The sequence below is a fragment of the Antarctobacter sp. genome, from assembly GCF_048262615.1.
In the GTDB taxonomy this organism is placed as follows: Bacteria; Pseudomonadota; Alphaproteobacteria; order Rhodobacterales; family Rhodobacteraceae; genus Antarctobacter.
The window spans coordinates 13950-28853 of the sequence record NZ_JBLXFB010000035.1 but is presented as its reverse complement, the minus strand read 5'-3'; the positions used below and the strand labels follow the sequence as shown (position 1 = coordinate 28853).

Here is a 14904-nt window from a genome sequence, read left to right as displayed (position 1 = left end):
GGTCAGATCAACCGCCTGAAGACCCTCACGCGCGCAATGTACGGCCGGGCAGGTCCAGACCTGTTGCGGGCGAGAATGCTCCCGTTCCGCCACACAGATTGAGGCAGAGCCTAGTAGGTTGTCTTTGATCCCACCGGGCGTCCGTTCCATGTCTTGCAGGGCGCAAGACCGTGTTCCAGAACGTAGCCCTGCCGCCCATGTCGGTTCAGCACCTCGATCCCGGAAAGACCGTTCAGCGGCTTGTCCATGGCGAAGCCAAGACACAGGCCGGAGGTCAGCACCGCCATATAGATCTCTTCGCTGATCCTGTTCTGGGGCAGAACCACGGTCAGGACGCCGCCGTCAATGGCCACGCTTTGCGGTTGCCACATCGCCAACAGCTCGCGTGCGCGGGCCTGCTGGTCGGCCATCGCAGGCGAGCCCAGCACGGCCAGCAGCGCCACAGCGTTCATGGTCTTCATCTCAATCGGCCCCTCGAGTCAAATCCCCAAGGCGATCAGCCCAAAAGACGCATACCCCGGTCGATCCCGGCGAGGGTCATCGGCACCATGCGGTCCTCGAACACCTCGCGGATCATCTGGATCGACTGGGTGTATTGCCAGTGGTTCTCCGGCACCGGGTTGATCCAGAGATGATCGTGCCACTGGTCGCGGGCGCGTTGCAGCCAGACCTGACCGGCCTCGGCGTTCCAGTGTTCGCTTGCGCCGCCGGGATAGGCCACCTCATAGGGCGACATGGAGGCATCGCCGACAAAGATGCACTTGTAGTCGGAGCCGTAGGTGTTCAGCACCTCCCAAGTGGGGGTTTGGGCATTGTAGCGGCGGGCGTTGTCGCGCCAGACGCCCTCATAGAGGCAGTTGTGAAAGTAGTAGTGTTCAAGGTGTTTGAACTCTGACCGCGCGGCGGAAAACAGTTCCTCGACCACGCGGATGAATGGGTCCATCGAGCCGCCGACGTCAAGAAACAGCAGCACCTTGACCGCGTTGTGACGCTCTGGCCGGGTTTGCACGTCCAGATAGCCGTGCTCGGCGGTGGCGCGGATGGTGCCGTTCAGGTCCAGTTCCTCTTCGGCGCCTTGGCGGACCCAGCGGCGCAGGCGTTTCAGCGCAACCTTGATATTGCGGGTGCCCAGTTCGACGCTGTCGTCGAGGTTGCGGAACTCTCGTTTGTCCCAGACCTTGACCGCGCGTTTGTGGCGGCTTTCGTCCTGACCGATGCGGATACCTTCGGGGTTGTAGCCATAGGCCCCGAAGGGCGAGGTGCCAGCGGTGCCGATCCACTTGTTGCCGCCCTGATGGCGGCCTTCCTGTTCCTTGAGCCGCTCTTTGAGCGTCTCCATCAGCTTGTCAAAGCCCCCCAGCGCCTCGATCTGGGCGCGTTCCTCTGCGGTCAGGTGTTTTTCGGCCTGTTTGCGCAGCCAGTCGTCGGGCAGGTTGACGGCCTCCAGCACCTGTTCGGCGGTGATCTGGTCCAGTCCTTTGAAGGCGGTGGCAAAGGCGCGGTCAAAGCGGTCCAGGTGACGCTCATCCTTGACCATCGCGCTGCGGGCCAGAAAGTAGAACGCCTCGACGTCATAGGTGGCCAGCCCGGCGCGCAGACCTTCGAGAAAAGTCAGGTACTCGCGCAGCGTGACCGGGACACCGGATTTTCGCAGGGTTTCGAAGAAGGGGACAAACATGGCGCGACGCTAGGCCAGAGGCTGCCCGGAGGCAACCGGACGACGGGATCAGGCCAGCGATTTCTCGATCGCGATGGTCACGAAGAACCCCAGCAGGGCAAAGGCGATGGCATAGACCACGGCGTATTGCGCCATGTCCGCAAAATTGCCCTTGCGCCGCTTTGCGGTGGTGCCGCCGATGACAGCGCCAAGAAGCGCCCCGAGGATCACGATCATAACGTTCCTTGCCCCTGCCTTGCCGGGTTGAGCGCGCCGATTTCGCGCAGTTTCGCGCGCACCGCCCAGTCCGAACCGAAGCCGTATCGCGCCCAGCCAAGCGAGTCCACCCGGACGTTGCGGCCCTCTGTGACGCGGCCCGACAGTTCCAGCGCCTCTGCCCGCAGCATCAGGAGCGTGGCCAGCAGGGCGGCGTTTTCATGCCGCGCGGCGGTGTCCAGATGCGGGGTCAGGATGGCCAGCGCGCCCTGCGGATCGCCCGCGCTGATCGCGTAGGCCGAGAGTTGCGAGGCGACATAGGCGCGGTGCAGCGCGGTGTCGGGGCCGCGCCCGAAATAGCGCTGCGCCAGCACAAACTGGTCTTGGGCGGCCTGCGGGTCGGTGGCCTGCAACAGCCGTCCCATGGCGTAATGCGAAAAGGCGCGGCGGTGATCGCTCCATCCCATGGCAGAGGCGACCTTGAGCGCCTCGATGGCGGCGGCGCGGCGTTGGGCCGGGTTGGCGCCGGGGCCAAGGGCGGTCTGCACCGCGTCGATCCAGACCCTTGGGGTTTTGGCCAGACGCCGGGGGCCGATGCCCTGACCGCGCGGGTTGATCCGCGACAGAATGCCGGGCAGGCGGTCGGCGACCTCGTTCCGGGACATGCCGTTGCGCAGCGCCGGATCGTAGTAGGCGCGCAGGATCAGCATGTCATAGCCGGTCAGGACGGTGTGGACGTTGTCGTCGTTAAAGACGCTGTCGGGCAGGCGGTAGAGATCGTTCAGCGGGCCGATGGCCTGAGCGAGTTCCTCATGCAGGCAGTCGCGCACCTCTTGCGGAGAGGAATCGTTGGGCAGGAAGATCGCGAGCCGTTCACGTTGCCGCAGGGCGGTCCAACTGACCTCGCGCGAGCGGCGCTTGCTGCGGTATTCCGCCAGTGACGAGACATTGGGCACCACGAAACAGGCGGCCTGCGGCAGGGCACTGCGGATCTCGGAGCGGCTGACGGCCTGCACGGTGATATTGGCGGCGGGGTCGTCGGTGAGGGCGATGTCGATCCCGGCCTCATTGCGCAGGCGGTGGATCAGGCGGCGCAGATCGGGGACCAGAGAGGACGGCGGCGCGCCGGTGACGCGCACGCTGATCGGGGTCTCGAAGCGGGTCAGGGTCGGCAGCGGGCGGCCGGATTCCAGCGTAAAGGCAAGATCGAGGAAATCGCGCGCAATGTCCGAGTTCGAGGCCACCGGGGCCTGCGGGCGCGGCACTGCAAAACTTTTCATCGGGGGCAGGGCGCTGCTGCCATCGACGGCGGCGGCACGGGTGGCGGCGGTGTCCGAGGGGGTGACCGGCATACAGGCCCCCAGCATCAGGTAAAGCGGCAGGACAAGACGTCGGGCGGTGCGCATCAGACCCTCTGGTACTTGACGAAGGGGGTCAGCGTGCCGATCCGGTCATAGAGGCGGCGCGCGGTGGCGTTGAACTCCTGCGTGTTCCAGTAGACCGCTGGCGCGCCATAGGCATCGGCGGCGGCATAGACGGCCTCGATCAGGGCGCGTCCGACGCCGGTGCCACGGGTCTCGGGGGTGGCGTAGAGATCCTGGAGATAGCAGACCTCTTCGATTTTCCACGCGTGGCGGTGAAACAGGTAATGCGTCAGGCCGACAAGTTGTCCGTCGCTTTCGGCGACAAGGGCGTTGTAGTCACGCGGATCGTCGCCCAGAAGGCGCGCGAAGGTGGACACGTAGACCGGCTCATCGACAGAGGACTCGTAAAAGGCCAGATAGGCCGTCCAGAGTTCACGCCACGCCGGTTCGTCCGCAGCGCGCAGCGGGCGCACCGTGAGAGCCGTATGTTGGGACACTTTTGAAGCCTGCCTGCTTTTGTTTCTCTAGGGTGCCTTAAGACATCCTTAGGTATTCTGTCCTCTGTTGGGTCACTATAAGGCAAAATCTGGGTTCCTGCACAGCGCCATGGATGCCTGTGGACAATTTTTTCCCGTTTTCGGGAACGATTTGCCGGAGGTTTGTGTTTTCAGGGGCTTGCTCTGGCGAAGTGAGTCCTTACTGCCACGGTTGGTGCCCGGCAAAGCCCGCGCGGCGGGAAACGCATGACGGGTTTTCGGCGGCTCAGGCGAGCCAGGCCAGCGACAGCAGCGACAGAAGGCTGGTCCAGATGATCACCGGGGCGATGGCGTCTGTGCGCACCCGGTAGAGCAGCGCCAGCGCAAAGGCCATCGCGCCCGACGGCCCGGCGGCGGTCAGCGTGAACAGCGTCTGCCAGTCGGTGGGCGGGGCCACCATCCAGACCGCCCCGGCCACCAGCGCCGGGAAGGCCAGCAGTTTGAGCGCGGCGATCGTGGCGATCACCGGCGAGGGCGTCAGCGCATGGCTCGACAGGATCACCCCCAGCGCAAACAGCGTCAGCGGCGCGGCCCCGGCCCCGGCAAAGCCCATCGCGGTGAGCAGCGGCTCGGGCAGGGTCAGGCCCAGCAGGTTGACCGCCATGCCCAGCGCGATGGCGATCAGCACCGGGTTGGACGCGATGCGTTTCAGCGCCGGACCGGGCCCCGCACCACGGTTGGCCATGAGGTCGGTGGAGACGATGAAAAACGCAAAGCTGATCGCCGAGTCCCATGCGACGATGGCGGTGACGGGCAGGGCGGCGGCCTCGCCGTAGATCAGAAAGCTGATCGGCCAGATATAGAGCAGCGTGTTGACGAAGATCACCGCCATGGCCAGCAGCCATGCCTCCAGCAGCTCACGCCGGAACAGCAACCGGCAGGTCGCGAAGGCCAGCGCAAACAGGATGACCTGCGCGCCCGCATAGGCGGCCAGCGCCTCAAACCGGAAGGCGGACCAGTCCAGCGCCGAGATCAGCGGAAAGATCAGCGCCGGTTGCAGGATCAGAAAGGCGACCCGGTTGACCGCCCCGGCCTCTTCCCGGCTGACCTTGCCGAACCGGCCCAGCAGGAAACCGAGCGCCAGCATGGAAAACACCGGCAGAATGTCATGGGTGAGGATCTGGAGCATGGGGGACCGGGTTGGAAACCCCGTCTTCACACCACAGCGGGCCGGTGACCGCAAGCGACCTGAGTGCGGCGACCGCAGAAACTGTCCCCGCAAGGGCAGGATCGGGTTATTTCAGAAGCTCCGGTTCCCCGACCGAAATCCGCGCGTCCTCGGGTCCGATGGGCACCAAGGTCAGCGACAGCGGGGCGTCCGCGGCCAGCAGGTCCTGCTTTGCCATCCGGTCCAGCGCGGGCGTCAGATCCACCACGAAGGAGCCTGCGGATTTTCCGATAACGGGCTGCGGAAAAAACGCCACGCTGGCCACATAGGCCGGATCGTCAATGGAGGTCTGCGGCCCGGCGTCCTTGGCGTTGACAAAGACGCGAAACCCCTCGGGCGCGCCCTGTGTCACGGTCACATCGTTGAAGCGCACCGAATACGCCGACACCCGCAGCGCGTCCAGAACGGACTGAACCTGTCCCTCTGGCGAGGTCAGGTTCAGCGTTATCGCAGATGCGGAGGCCGGCTCCGCCATCTCGGGTGCTCCTGTTTGACACTGGGCGGCGACGGGGGCCGCAAGCAAAACCACCGCCGCGACACCCGCCAAGGCGGTGCTACCCAACCGTTTCAACCGTGATTTCGAATGCGCCATCAATGGCAAGCTCCACCGGTTCGTTGTCCTTGGTCAGCGCAATCACCTGTGGCCGGAGTTGTCCGTTCACCGGCGTTCCGGCCCGCCGCAGGCGGTCCAGCGTATCGGTGATGTCAAAGACAAAATCCGCGCCGTGGGCGTGTTCCATCGTCTCTGACGGCACGCCGTTGATGAAGAACGCTGCCGAACCTACGAAATGGGGATCATTGATCGGCGTTTCCAGTGACAGGTAATCACAATTCAGAAAGACCCGGAACCCGGTGTCCGGGCCTGCCGGTGCCCGCAGGCCCCGCAATGTCAGCGTACCGGTCGAGATTTGCGTCGGCGGCGCAAGATCCGCCATTTCGACATTGGACAGGGTCTTTATCCGGCCGGTGTTGGCCAGCGCAGTGATCAGCGCGCTGTCCAGCGCAAGGGTGGAGTCAAGGATGCCCCCCGGCGCGACGCTGCGGTCCAGATCCTGCCGCCGCTCTACCGTATTGCGCGCCGCCATCGACAGGCTGAGGGCTGCGGCGGCAAAGGGCGTTTCCGGCACGGTTTCCAGCCGGTCATAGCCATAGCCCATCGGGGCCGTGGCATAGACGTCTTTCACGACGATGGGGCGCGGTGCACCATCGGGTGTGACAAACTGAAGGTTGCCGGGGGTCGAGGCGAAAAGGAACTCTGTCAGGTCGGTGTCCGGGGAATTGGCGTTTCCGGCATTGTTCCAGCTGGCCCAGATCCGGTCGACGTTGCAGTGATGCAGCCAAAAGATCGGGTCCAGCGGCGACAGAAAGCTGGCCATGTCGCGGCCGATTTCGCGGTGAACGGCGTTGTGGGGGGAGCTTTCAAGCTGTTCCGACCCGCCGCCAGAGCCGCGCGGCGCGGTGGATTTGAACCCTGCGAAGCTTTGGAAATTGGGTTTTCCCATGATGCTTTCGAGGACCGGCGTGCCGACAAATTCGGACGGCATGTTGCTGTTGGGGCCGACGTTTCTGGGGTGCATCAGCGGGCTACCCGCCTGCCAGAACGGGGCGGGCACCTGCGGGTTCCGCGTCCAGTCCCAATAGGGCATGGCCCAGTCGGCATTGCCGGACAGGTCGCGGATGATGTCCTCGAACTGGCTGAGATAGGCGCGGTGCCACGGCAGGAAGAACCAGTTGCCGTGCGGGCAGAAATTGAGGTGGATACGGGCCTGCGCCTCCCATGAGATCGGGTTCGAGGCGGGCAGTTGGCGCATCTGGGCAATCGCGTCGGCGTATTGCGTCAGGACAGGATCGTCGGCGGTGAGGGTGTTGACGTCCCGGCGGGTGCGTCCGGTTCCTTTGTAGGCCATCTGGGCAGGGGATCGGGTGGCCGAGGACAGCGCGGCTGCGGCGGTCAGGGCGCCAATGAATACGCGGCGATTGGTGTGCATGATACCTCCGAAAAATTGAGTGCGACAAGGGAACTGGTGAAAAATTGAATACGCACCAAAATACACCATAAAGGTGAGTCGCACCACATGGTTATAACTTATTGGGGTGTTTCGGAGGGGCCGTCGTCACCATCAGGACCGCGAGATGACGCGGCCCGGTGGCACAGGCGATGGCTTAGCGCTGCCGGCGCGCCATAAAGGCGAGACGTTCGAACAGGTGAACGTCCTGTTCGTTTTTCAGCAGCGCGCCGTGCAGTTTCGGCAGCGCGCTGGCGCCGTCGCGCTTGAGGTCTTCGGCGTCCAGATCCTCGGCCAGCAGCAGTTTGAGCCAGTCCAGCACCTCGGAGGTAGAGGGCTTTTTCTTCAGCCCTGGCTGGTCGCGCAATTCATAGAACTGGGTGAGCGCGGTGGTCAGCAGCGCGGGTTTGATGCCAGGGTGATGGACCTCGACGATCTTGCGCAGGGTCTCTGTGTCGGGGAACTTGATGTAGTGAAAGAAACAGCGGCGCAGAAAGGCGTCGGGCAGTTCCTTTTCGTTGTTCGAGGTGATGATGACGATGGGGCGATGTTTGGCGCGCACGGTCTTGCCGGTCTCGTAGACGTGGAATTCCATCTTGTCGAGTTCCTGCAACAGGTCGTTGGGGAACTCGATGTCGGCCTTGTCGATCTCATCAATCAGCAGGACGACCTTGCCGTCGGCGTCGAAGGCCTGCCACAGCTTGCCCTTGCGGATGTAGTTGGCCACGTCGTTGACGCGGGCGTCGCCCAGCTGGCTGTCGCGCAGGCGGGAAACAGCGTCGTATTCATAGAGGCCCTGTTGCGCCTTGGTGGTGGATTTCACCGCCCATTCCATCATCGGCAGGTTCAGCGCGCGGGCCACCTGCCGGGCCAGTTCGGTCTTGCCGGTGCCCGGCTCTCCCTTGACCAGCAGCGGGCGTTCCAGCGTCACGGCGGCGTTGACCGCCATGGTCAGGTCGTCAGTGGCGACATAATCCTCGGTGCCTTCGAACCGCATGGCGCGACCTCCTCAATGAATGTTCCGGTCCGAGGGGTAGAGAGGGCAGCAACGATTTGCAAGCGCCGCCACGGGGCGCTACATGGTGCGCCATGCGCATCAATCCGGCGATGTTCGGCGGATTGTCCCGGTCTTTGGCGCAGGTGCCGCGGATTGGTCTGAACACAGCCCCGTCGCTGCCGTATTTCGGGTCGGGAAAGGCGTTAATGTGACGTGACAAGCGTCTCTGGTTGGTTTAATGGCTGCCCGCAGGGGTGCCAGATATCTGAGGAAATTCTGAATGACAGATATTGGCGTTGACGAGGGAGCGGAGATGAAACCTGAAACCTTTCTGCCCGATGACTATCGTCCGGCCGAAGATGAACCTTTCATGAACGAACGGCAGACGGAATACTTTCGACGCAAGCTTTTGGTCTGGAAGGCCGAGCTGATGTCGGACAGCCGCGATACGATCGAGGCGCTTCAGGAAGGCACGCGGAATATCCCCGACGTGACCGACCGCGCCAGCGAAGAAACCGATCGCGCGCTGGAACTGCGGACACGCGACCGGCAGCGCAAACTGGTCAACAAGATCGATCAGGCCCTGCGCCGCATTGATGAGGGCGAATACGGATATTGCGAAGTGACCGGCGAGCCGATCAGCCTGAAACGGCTGGATGCCCGTCCGATCGCCACCATGAGCCTTGAGGCGCAAGAGCGTCACGAGCGGCGTGAGAAAGTCCATCGCGACGATTGAACCGCATCGATCCATGTGAATGATAGACGCCGGGGCCTTGCCTCGGCGTTTTTCGTTTGTCATGGGGGCGGCATGGATTTGAACGGCCTCAGGATCACCCTCATCGGCGCCGGGATCGGCGGGCTGGCGGCCGCGCTGGCGCTGCGGGCGCGCGGGGCCGATGTGCGCATTCTTGAACAGGCCGATGCGATCCGCGAGGTCGGCGCGGGCATCCAGATCAGCCCCAACGGCTTGCGCGTGTTGCAGGCGCTGGGGCTGGGCGACGGCTTTCGCGCGCTCTCGGTCCGGGGGCAGGCGGTGTCGCTGCGCAATGCGCGCGGGCGCGAGGTGCTGCGGATGGATCTGGCCGATCTGCCGGAGGTGCAGAGTTACCGCTTTGTCCATCGCGCCGATCTGGTGGAGCTGCTGGCGGCGCGGGCGCGGGCGATGGGCGTGCGGGTGCGGCTGTTGCAAAAGGCGCAGGAGGTCATCCCCGGTCCGCGGCCACGGATCACCCTGTGCAACGGCGATGCGACCTGTGCCGATCTGGTGATCGGCGCGGACGGGCTGCATTCAGTGCTGCGTCCGGTGCTGAATGACGCGGCGCAGCCGTTCTTTACCGGGCAGGTCGCGTGGCGCGCGGTGGTCGCCAACAAGGTCGGCCATCCGCCCGAGGCGCGGGTGCATATGGGCCCCGGTCGGCACATGGTCAGCTATCCCTTGCGCGGCGGCGACATGGTGAACCTTGTGGCGGTGCAGGAACGCAGCGACTGGGCCGCCGAAGGCTGGAGCCACCGGGACGACGCCGCCAACCTGCGCGCGGCCTTTGCCGGGTTCGGCGGCGTGGTGCCGGGATTGCTGTCGGGGGTGGAAAATCCGGGTCTCTGGGGGCTGTTCCGGCATCCGGTGGCCCAGCACTGGCAGGGCGAGGGCGTGGCGCTGCTGGGCGATGCGGCGCATCCGACGCTGCCGTTTCTGGCGCAGGGCGCGAACATGGCGCTTGAGGATGCTTGGGTGCTGGCGGATGCGCTGGCCGGGGCGCCTGACATGGCGCAGGGGCTGGCCGCCTATCAGCAGCGGCGGCGCGCCCGCGTGGTCAAGGTGATCGACGCGGCCAGCGGCAACGCGTGGAAATACCACCTGCGCAACCCGTTGGTGCGCGGCGTGGCGCATCTGGGGCTGGGCGTGGTCGGGCGGCTGGCCCCCGGTGCAATGCTGCGCGGTTTCGACTGGCTGTACGGGCATGACGTGACCGCCTGACCTCTTCGACCATTGAAGGGGCAGACAGGGCGGGCTTACATGCTAGACATCGGGCACAGAGAATTGGGGGCTTTTCATGGACACGGTTGACGCGATTCCCGAAACGGCGCTGGCGTGGCATCAGTCCGGCGAAGGTGCGGTTCTGGCGACGGTGGTGCAGACCTGGGGCTCTGCTCCGCGCCGGGTTGGCAGCCAGTTGGCGATCTCTGGCACCGGCCAGATCGAAGGGTCCGTTTCCGGCGGCTGCGTCGAGGGCGCGGTGATTGTCGAGGCGCTGGAGGCGCTGGAGACCGGAGAGCAGCGCGAATTGGAATTTGGCGTCTCTGACGATGACGCTTTTGCTGTGGGTCTGGCCTGTGGCGGCACCATCCGGGTGCTGGTAGAGCCTGTGGGTGCGGTGCTGCCGGAACTGCTGCTGGCGGATCTGGTCAAGGCGCGCGCCGCGCGCGAGCCGGTGGCCTATGTGGTCGATCTGGACCGCAGCGACCGCTGGCTGGATCGCACCGGGTTTCAGGACCGGTTCCGCATGGATTGGTCGGGCTTTGAGCCCGATAGCCGGGTCTTTGTCGGCATCCACAACCCGCCTTTGCGGCTGGTGGTGGTGGGGGCCGTGCATATCGCCCAGGCCCTGCTGCCGATGGCGCGGATCGCGGGCTATGACCCGGCGGTGATCGACCCGCGAGAGGCCTTTGCCTCTGCGGCGCGATTCCCGGACACGCAATTGCTGCACGACTGGCCGGATGAGGCGGTGGACAAGCTGGGTCTGGACACGCGCACGGCGCTGGTGCTGCTGACCCATGACCCCAAGCTGGACGATCCGGCGCTGGAAAAGGCGCTGCGGTCGGGCTGTTTCTATATCGGCGCGCTGGGGTCCACGCGGACCCATGCCAAGCGGGTGACGCGGCTGACAGAGGCGGGGTTTTCCGAAGCAGAGATCGGGCGCATCCACGCGCCCATTGGGTTGGACATCGGCGCGGCCAGTCCGGCAGAGATCGCCGTGTCGGTGATTGCGCAGATGACGCAGGTGCTGCGCCAAGGCGACCGGCGATGAAATTCGGCGCTGTGCCGCTGGATCAGGCCGAAGGCGCTGTGCTGGCGCATTCGGTTGCCTTGGACAAGGGGCGGCTGCGCAAGGGCCGTGTGTTGAGCGCCGAGGACGTGGAGACCCTGCGCGGGGCCGGTCTGGATGAGGTGATCGCCGCGCGGCTGGAGCCGGGCGATCTGGGCGAGGATGTCGCCGCCGCGCGGTTGGCGCAGGCGCTGGTGCCCGATCCGGCGCTGGCCGGACTGCGCATCGGCAAGGCCGCCACCGGGCGCGTGAACCTGCACGCCGAGGCCCCCGGCGTGATCGAGGTCCTGGCCGAGCGTATCCACGCGCTGAACGCGCTGCATCCGATGATCACCGTGGCGACGGTGCCGCAATGGCAGCGGGTCGCGGCGGGCGGCATGGTGGCGACGGTCAAGATCATCTCTTACGCGGTGCCAGAGGCGGCGCTGGAGGCGGCCTGCCTTGCGGGACAATCGGCGCTGCGGTTGCGGCCAGTGGTGTGCCAGAGCGCGCAGTTGATCCAGACCACGGTGGACGGCAAGGAAAGTGGCGACAAGGGGCAGGCGGTCACGCAGGACCGGCTGGACCGGCTGGGAGTCACCCTTGGCCCGCAACAGGTGGTGCCACACCGGGCAGAGCCGCTGGCCAAGGCGATTGGCGAGACGCAGGCGGATATCGTGTTGATCCTGACCGGCTCCGCCACCTCTGATCTCTATGACGTGGCCCCCGAAGCGGTGCGGCAGGCGGGCGGCAGCGTGACCCATTTCGGGATGCCGGTCGATCCGGGCAACCTGTTGTTTTTCGGCGAACTTCAGGGCCGTCCGGTGATCGGCCTGCCGGGCTGCGCGCGCGCGCCCGCGCTGAACGGGGCCGACTGGGTGCTGGAGCGGCTGCTCTGCGGCGTGCCGGTCACATCGCAGGACATCGCGGGGATGGGGGTGGGCGGCTTGCTCAAGGAAATCCCGGCGCGCGGGCGGCTGCGCGAGGCATAGGCGGCAGGCTGCATCACGACCCGGCCCCTTTTGCGACGGTGGCCGGGCAGGCGGGCAAGACCACCGGTGTCCGCGACGCATCGGCATGGGGCTGCGGTTGTCCTTTGGACATGAAAAAGCCCGCCGGACCCGGCGGGCTTGAAACAGGATCACCTGCCGGATCGGATCACTTGGCGGTCGGGCCGATCATCATGACCATCTGGCGGCCTTCCATTCTCGGCATGTTCTCGACCTTGCCGATTTCCTTGACGTCTTCGGCCACGCGTTCCAGCAATTCGCGGCCAAGGTTCTGGTGCGCCATCTCGCGTCCGCGAAAGCGCAGCGTGACCTTCACCTTGTCGCCGTTCTCAAGGAACTTGAAGACGTTGCGCATTTTGACATCGTAGTCGTGAATATCCGTGTTGGGACGGAACTTCACCTCTTTGACTTCGATGATCTTTTGCTTTTTGCGCGCCTCGGCCTCGCGTTTCTGGGTTTCGTACTTAAATTTGCCGAAATCCATGATCTTGCAGACCGGTGGCGCGGCGTTGGGAGAAATCTCGACAAGATCGAGTCCGGCCTGTTCAGCCATCTCCATCGCGCGGGCCGGTGTGACAACGCCGACGTTCTCGCCTTCGGCGCCGATGAGACGGATTTCGGGGGCCCGGATGCGATCATTGACGCGGGGGCCTGTGTCGCGCGTGGGCGGCGCGTTATGCGGTCTGCGGGCTATTGGAATGCTCCATTTGCGGTTTTTATCAAGTCGGCAAGGTAAACTTGCCTTCTTGTGCTTTCAAGCGGCAAATCTATGCCAGTGCGCTCTCATTGCGGTGTTTCCCCTTGCGAACCCCCTTTGCGCGGCGCAAACGGATCGCAGGAGGCCCCGCGCATGTTCGCATGGGGCGAATTTGCGATGGAGGTTCCCATGAGAAACCTGATCCTCGTGATCGTGGCGGCTGCGGCCGCAGTGGGCGGTTATTTGTGGTACACGGGCCAGACGCCCGAAGAGATGGCCCCGGTGGCAAGCGAGGCCGCCGAAAAGGTCAAGGACGCGGCCGAAACCACCACCGAGGTTGCCAAGGACGCGGTCGATACGACGGTCGATGCGGCCAAGGACGCCGGTGAGACCGCCATTGACGCGGCCAAGGACGCTGTCGACACCACCGTTGACGCGGCAAAGGACGCGGCGGATGCAACGGTTGACGCAGCCGAAACCGCGCTGGCCGATGCCGCCAAGGACGTGGCCGAAGGCAAGGCCAAGCTGGGCGATGCGCTGTCCGATGCGGTCGACGCGACCGTGGACACCGCCAAGGACGCGGTTGATGCGACCATGGACACCGCCAAGGACGCAGGCGACGCCGCCGTTGATGTGGCCAAGGATGCCGTTGACGGCACCGTGGACGCGGCCAAGGACGTTGCAGACGCTGTGGACACCACTGTGACCGCCGATCCCGCTGCGGACGTTGCCGAGACGGTCGATCCGGTGGCTGAGCCGGTCGACACCGCAGAGCCGGCGCTGGAGCCTGCCACAAGCGCCGATCCGGTGATTGAGCCTGTCGAGTCGGCCGAGCCGGTTGAGGCTGCTGAACCGGCAGCCGAACCCGTCGAGACCGCCGAGCCTGCTGCTGAGCCGGTTGAGACCGCTGAACCGGCTGCCGAGCCGGTTGAAACCGCCGAACCCGCAGCCGCGCCCGCCGACACCGCAGAGCCGAAAATCGAGGAACTTCTGACGGTTGAGGGATTCGATTACGACAAGGTTGCCGAGTACATCGACGATTCCGAGTTGAACGCGATTGCCAAGACCGGTGCCAAGGCGCTGCTGGAGCAGGCCAAGAACAACCCGGACGGCTTGCAGGGTATTCTGGACAGCCTGAAAGAGACGCTGGGCCTCTGATCCCGCGTCATCTGCACAAAAAAGAAAGCCCCCGCCGGATCGGCGGGGGCTTTTTCATGTCCGGCAAAGGGATGCGTCAGTCGAGGAACGCCTTTTCGACCACGTAATGCTTGGGGTCGGAGTTTGCGCCTTCCACCAGCCCGTAGCCTTCGAGCATCTCTTTCAGTTCAAGGTTGAAGGCGAGGTTGCCGCAGATCATCGCGCGGTCGGTGTCCGGCGTCAGGGGCGGCACGCCAAGGTCGGTGAAGGCCTCACCAGAGCGCATCAGGTCGGTGATGCGGCCCATCTTGGGGCTCTCTTCGCGGGTGGTGGTGGGGTAGTATTTGATCTTTTTCCAGAAGCCGTCGCCGATCACCTCGGCCAGCAGTTCGTCGGTCTTCAGCGATTCGATGATGTCATGGCCGTAGGTCAGCTCGCCAACCTCACGGCAGGTGTGGGTGATGACGATCTCATCGTAATCCTCATAGGTCTGCGGTTCGCGCAGCAAGGAGGAAAACGGCGCAAATCCGGTGCCGGTGGCGAAGAGCCACAGCCGCTTGCCCGGCAACAGCGCATCATGCACCAGCGTGCCGACAGGTTTCGGGCGCAGGATGATCTCGTCGCCCACGGCAATGTGCTGCAACTTTGAGGTCAGCGGGCCGTCCTGTACCTTGATCGAGTAGAATTCCAGTTCCTCATCCCAGGACGGCGAGGCGATGGAATAGGCGCGCAAGAGCGGTTTTTGCTTGCCGGTCTTGGGGTTCACATCGCCCATCAGGCCGATCATCACAAACTCGCCCGACCGGAACCGCATGCTGGCGGGCCGGGTGCAGCGGAAGGAAAACAGCCGGTCTGTGTAATGCTTGACCTGTGTGACGGTCTGCGTGTCAGGCACGGCAAGTTTGCGGGGGGCCGGGGTCTCGGTGGCACTCTGGGCGGCGGTGGCGTCAGTCACGGGGGTCATCTCTGTCATTGCGTCTTTGCCGGTTGGTTTAACCGGCACCTCTTGTCTAGCTTTGATCTGTGTCAGGTGAAACGCGGCCCATGGGCGCGGTGGGACGCGGGCAGGCGCGGACCGGAGGCGCGAGCGGGC

At 64.7% G+C, this 14904-nt stretch carries 16 protein-coding genes; 5 read left to right on the top strand and 11 right to left on the bottom strand.

Going from position 1 to position 14904, the window contains the following annotated elements; genetic code table 11:
- Positions 1-110: 110 nt before the first annotated feature.
- The 9 genes from ACN0S5_RS22015 to ACN0S5_RS21975 form a co-directional block, all read right to left on the bottom strand.
- A complete protein-coding gene (locus ACN0S5_RS22015; RefSeq protein WP_417211308.1) occupies positions 111-461 on the bottom strand; it encodes a hypothetical protein in 351 nt (116 codons plus the stop codon).
- A 35-nt stretch (positions 462-496) separates the two neighbouring features.
- Positions 497-1678 (bottom strand): vWA domain-containing protein, encoded by a 1182-nt coding sequence (locus ACN0S5_RS22010; protein WP_417211305.1) that lies wholly within the window; start codon positions 1676-1678, stop codon positions 497-499.
- A 48-nt stretch (positions 1679-1726) separates the two neighbouring features.
- On the bottom strand, positions 1727-1894 hold the full coding sequence (locus ACN0S5_RS22005) for an apolipoprotein acyltransferase (RefSeq protein WP_417211303.1): 168 nt from the start codon (positions 1892-1894) through the stop codon (positions 1727-1729).
- Positions 1891-3279: a DUF2927 domain-containing protein gene (locus ACN0S5_RS22000; RefSeq protein WP_417211302.1), complete on the bottom strand. Its 1389-nt coding sequence runs from the start codon at positions 3277-3279 to the stop codon at positions 1891-1893. Before ACN0S5_RS22000 ends, ACN0S5_RS22005 begins: the two co-directional genes overlap by 4 nt.
- The gene (locus ACN0S5_RS21995; RefSeq protein ID WP_417211301.1) at positions 3279-3734 is read right to left on the bottom strand and encodes a GNAT family N-acetyltransferase; all 456 of its coding nucleotides are present in this window, start codon (positions 3732-3734) and stop codon (positions 3279-3281) included. Before ACN0S5_RS21995 ends, ACN0S5_RS22000 begins: the two co-directional genes overlap by 1 nt.
- 265 nt (positions 3735-3999) lie before the next feature.
- Complete coding sequence (locus ACN0S5_RS21990) at positions 4000-4902, bottom strand: AEC family transporter (protein ID WP_417211299.1); 903 nt, start codon at positions 4900-4902, stop codon at positions 4000-4002.
- A 106-nt stretch (positions 4903-5008) separates the two neighbouring features.
- A complete protein-coding gene (locus ACN0S5_RS21985) occupies positions 5009-5416 on the bottom strand; it encodes a hypothetical protein (protein ID WP_417211297.1) in 408 nt (135 codons plus the stop codon).
- 79 nt (positions 5417-5495) lie between these two features.
- Positions 5496-6929 (bottom strand): tyrosinase family protein, encoded by a 1434-nt coding sequence (locus ACN0S5_RS21980; protein WP_417211296.1) that lies wholly within the window; start codon positions 6927-6929, stop codon positions 5496-5498.
- 175 nt (positions 6930-7104) lie between these two features.
- Positions 7105-7944: an AAA family ATPase gene (locus tag ACN0S5_RS21975; RefSeq protein WP_417211294.1), complete on the bottom strand. Its 840-nt coding sequence runs from the start codon at positions 7942-7944 to the stop codon at positions 7105-7107.
- A gap of 313 nt (positions 7945-8257) precedes the next feature.
- Between ACN0S5_RS21975 and dksA the strand changes: the two genes are divergently transcribed.
- The 4 genes from dksA to ACN0S5_RS21955 all read left to right on the top strand — a co-directional run bounded on the left by dksA (position 8258) and on the right by ACN0S5_RS21955 (position 11959).
- Entirely contained in the window at positions 8258-8680 is a 423-nt protein-coding gene (dksA, locus tag ACN0S5_RS21970) for an RNA polymerase-binding protein DksA (protein WP_417211312.1), read from the top strand.
- Positions 8681-8752: 72 nt separating this feature from the next.
- On the top strand, positions 8753-9919 hold the full coding sequence (locus tag ACN0S5_RS21965; protein ID WP_417211292.1) for an FAD-dependent monooxygenase: 1167 nt from the start codon (positions 8753-8755) through the stop codon (positions 9917-9919).
- Between the two features lie 76 nt (positions 9920-9995).
- Positions 9996-10970, top strand: coding sequence for an XdhC family protein (locus ACN0S5_RS21960; RefSeq protein ID WP_417211290.1), 975 nt, complete (start codon positions 9996-9998; stop codon positions 10968-10970).
- Positions 10967-11959, top strand: coding sequence for a molybdopterin-binding protein (locus tag ACN0S5_RS21955; protein ID WP_417211289.1), 993 nt, complete (start codon positions 10967-10969; stop codon positions 11957-11959). Before ACN0S5_RS21960 ends, ACN0S5_RS21955 begins: the two co-directional genes overlap by 4 nt.
- A gap of 166 nt (positions 11960-12125) precedes the next feature.
- On the opposite strand, the gene infC is transcribed toward ACN0S5_RS21955, so the two are convergent.
- Entirely contained in the window at positions 12126-12671 is a 546-nt protein-coding gene (infC, locus tag ACN0S5_RS21950; protein ID WP_417211310.1) for a translation initiation factor IF-3, read from the bottom strand.
- Positions 12672-12863: 192 nt separating this feature from the next.
- Between infC and ACN0S5_RS21945 the strand changes: the two genes are divergently transcribed.
- Positions 12864-13832 (top strand): hypothetical protein, encoded by a 969-nt coding sequence (locus ACN0S5_RS21945; protein WP_417211288.1) that lies wholly within the window; start codon positions 12864-12866, stop codon positions 13830-13832.
- Between the two features lie 76 nt (positions 13833-13908).
- Here ACN0S5_RS21945 and ACN0S5_RS21940 read toward each other — a convergent pair whose 3' ends face one another.
- A complete protein-coding gene (locus ACN0S5_RS21940; protein ID WP_417211285.1) occupies positions 13909-14784 on the bottom strand; it encodes a ferredoxin--NADP reductase in 876 nt (291 codons plus the stop codon).
- Between the last annotated feature and the right edge of the window lie 120 nt (positions 14785-14904).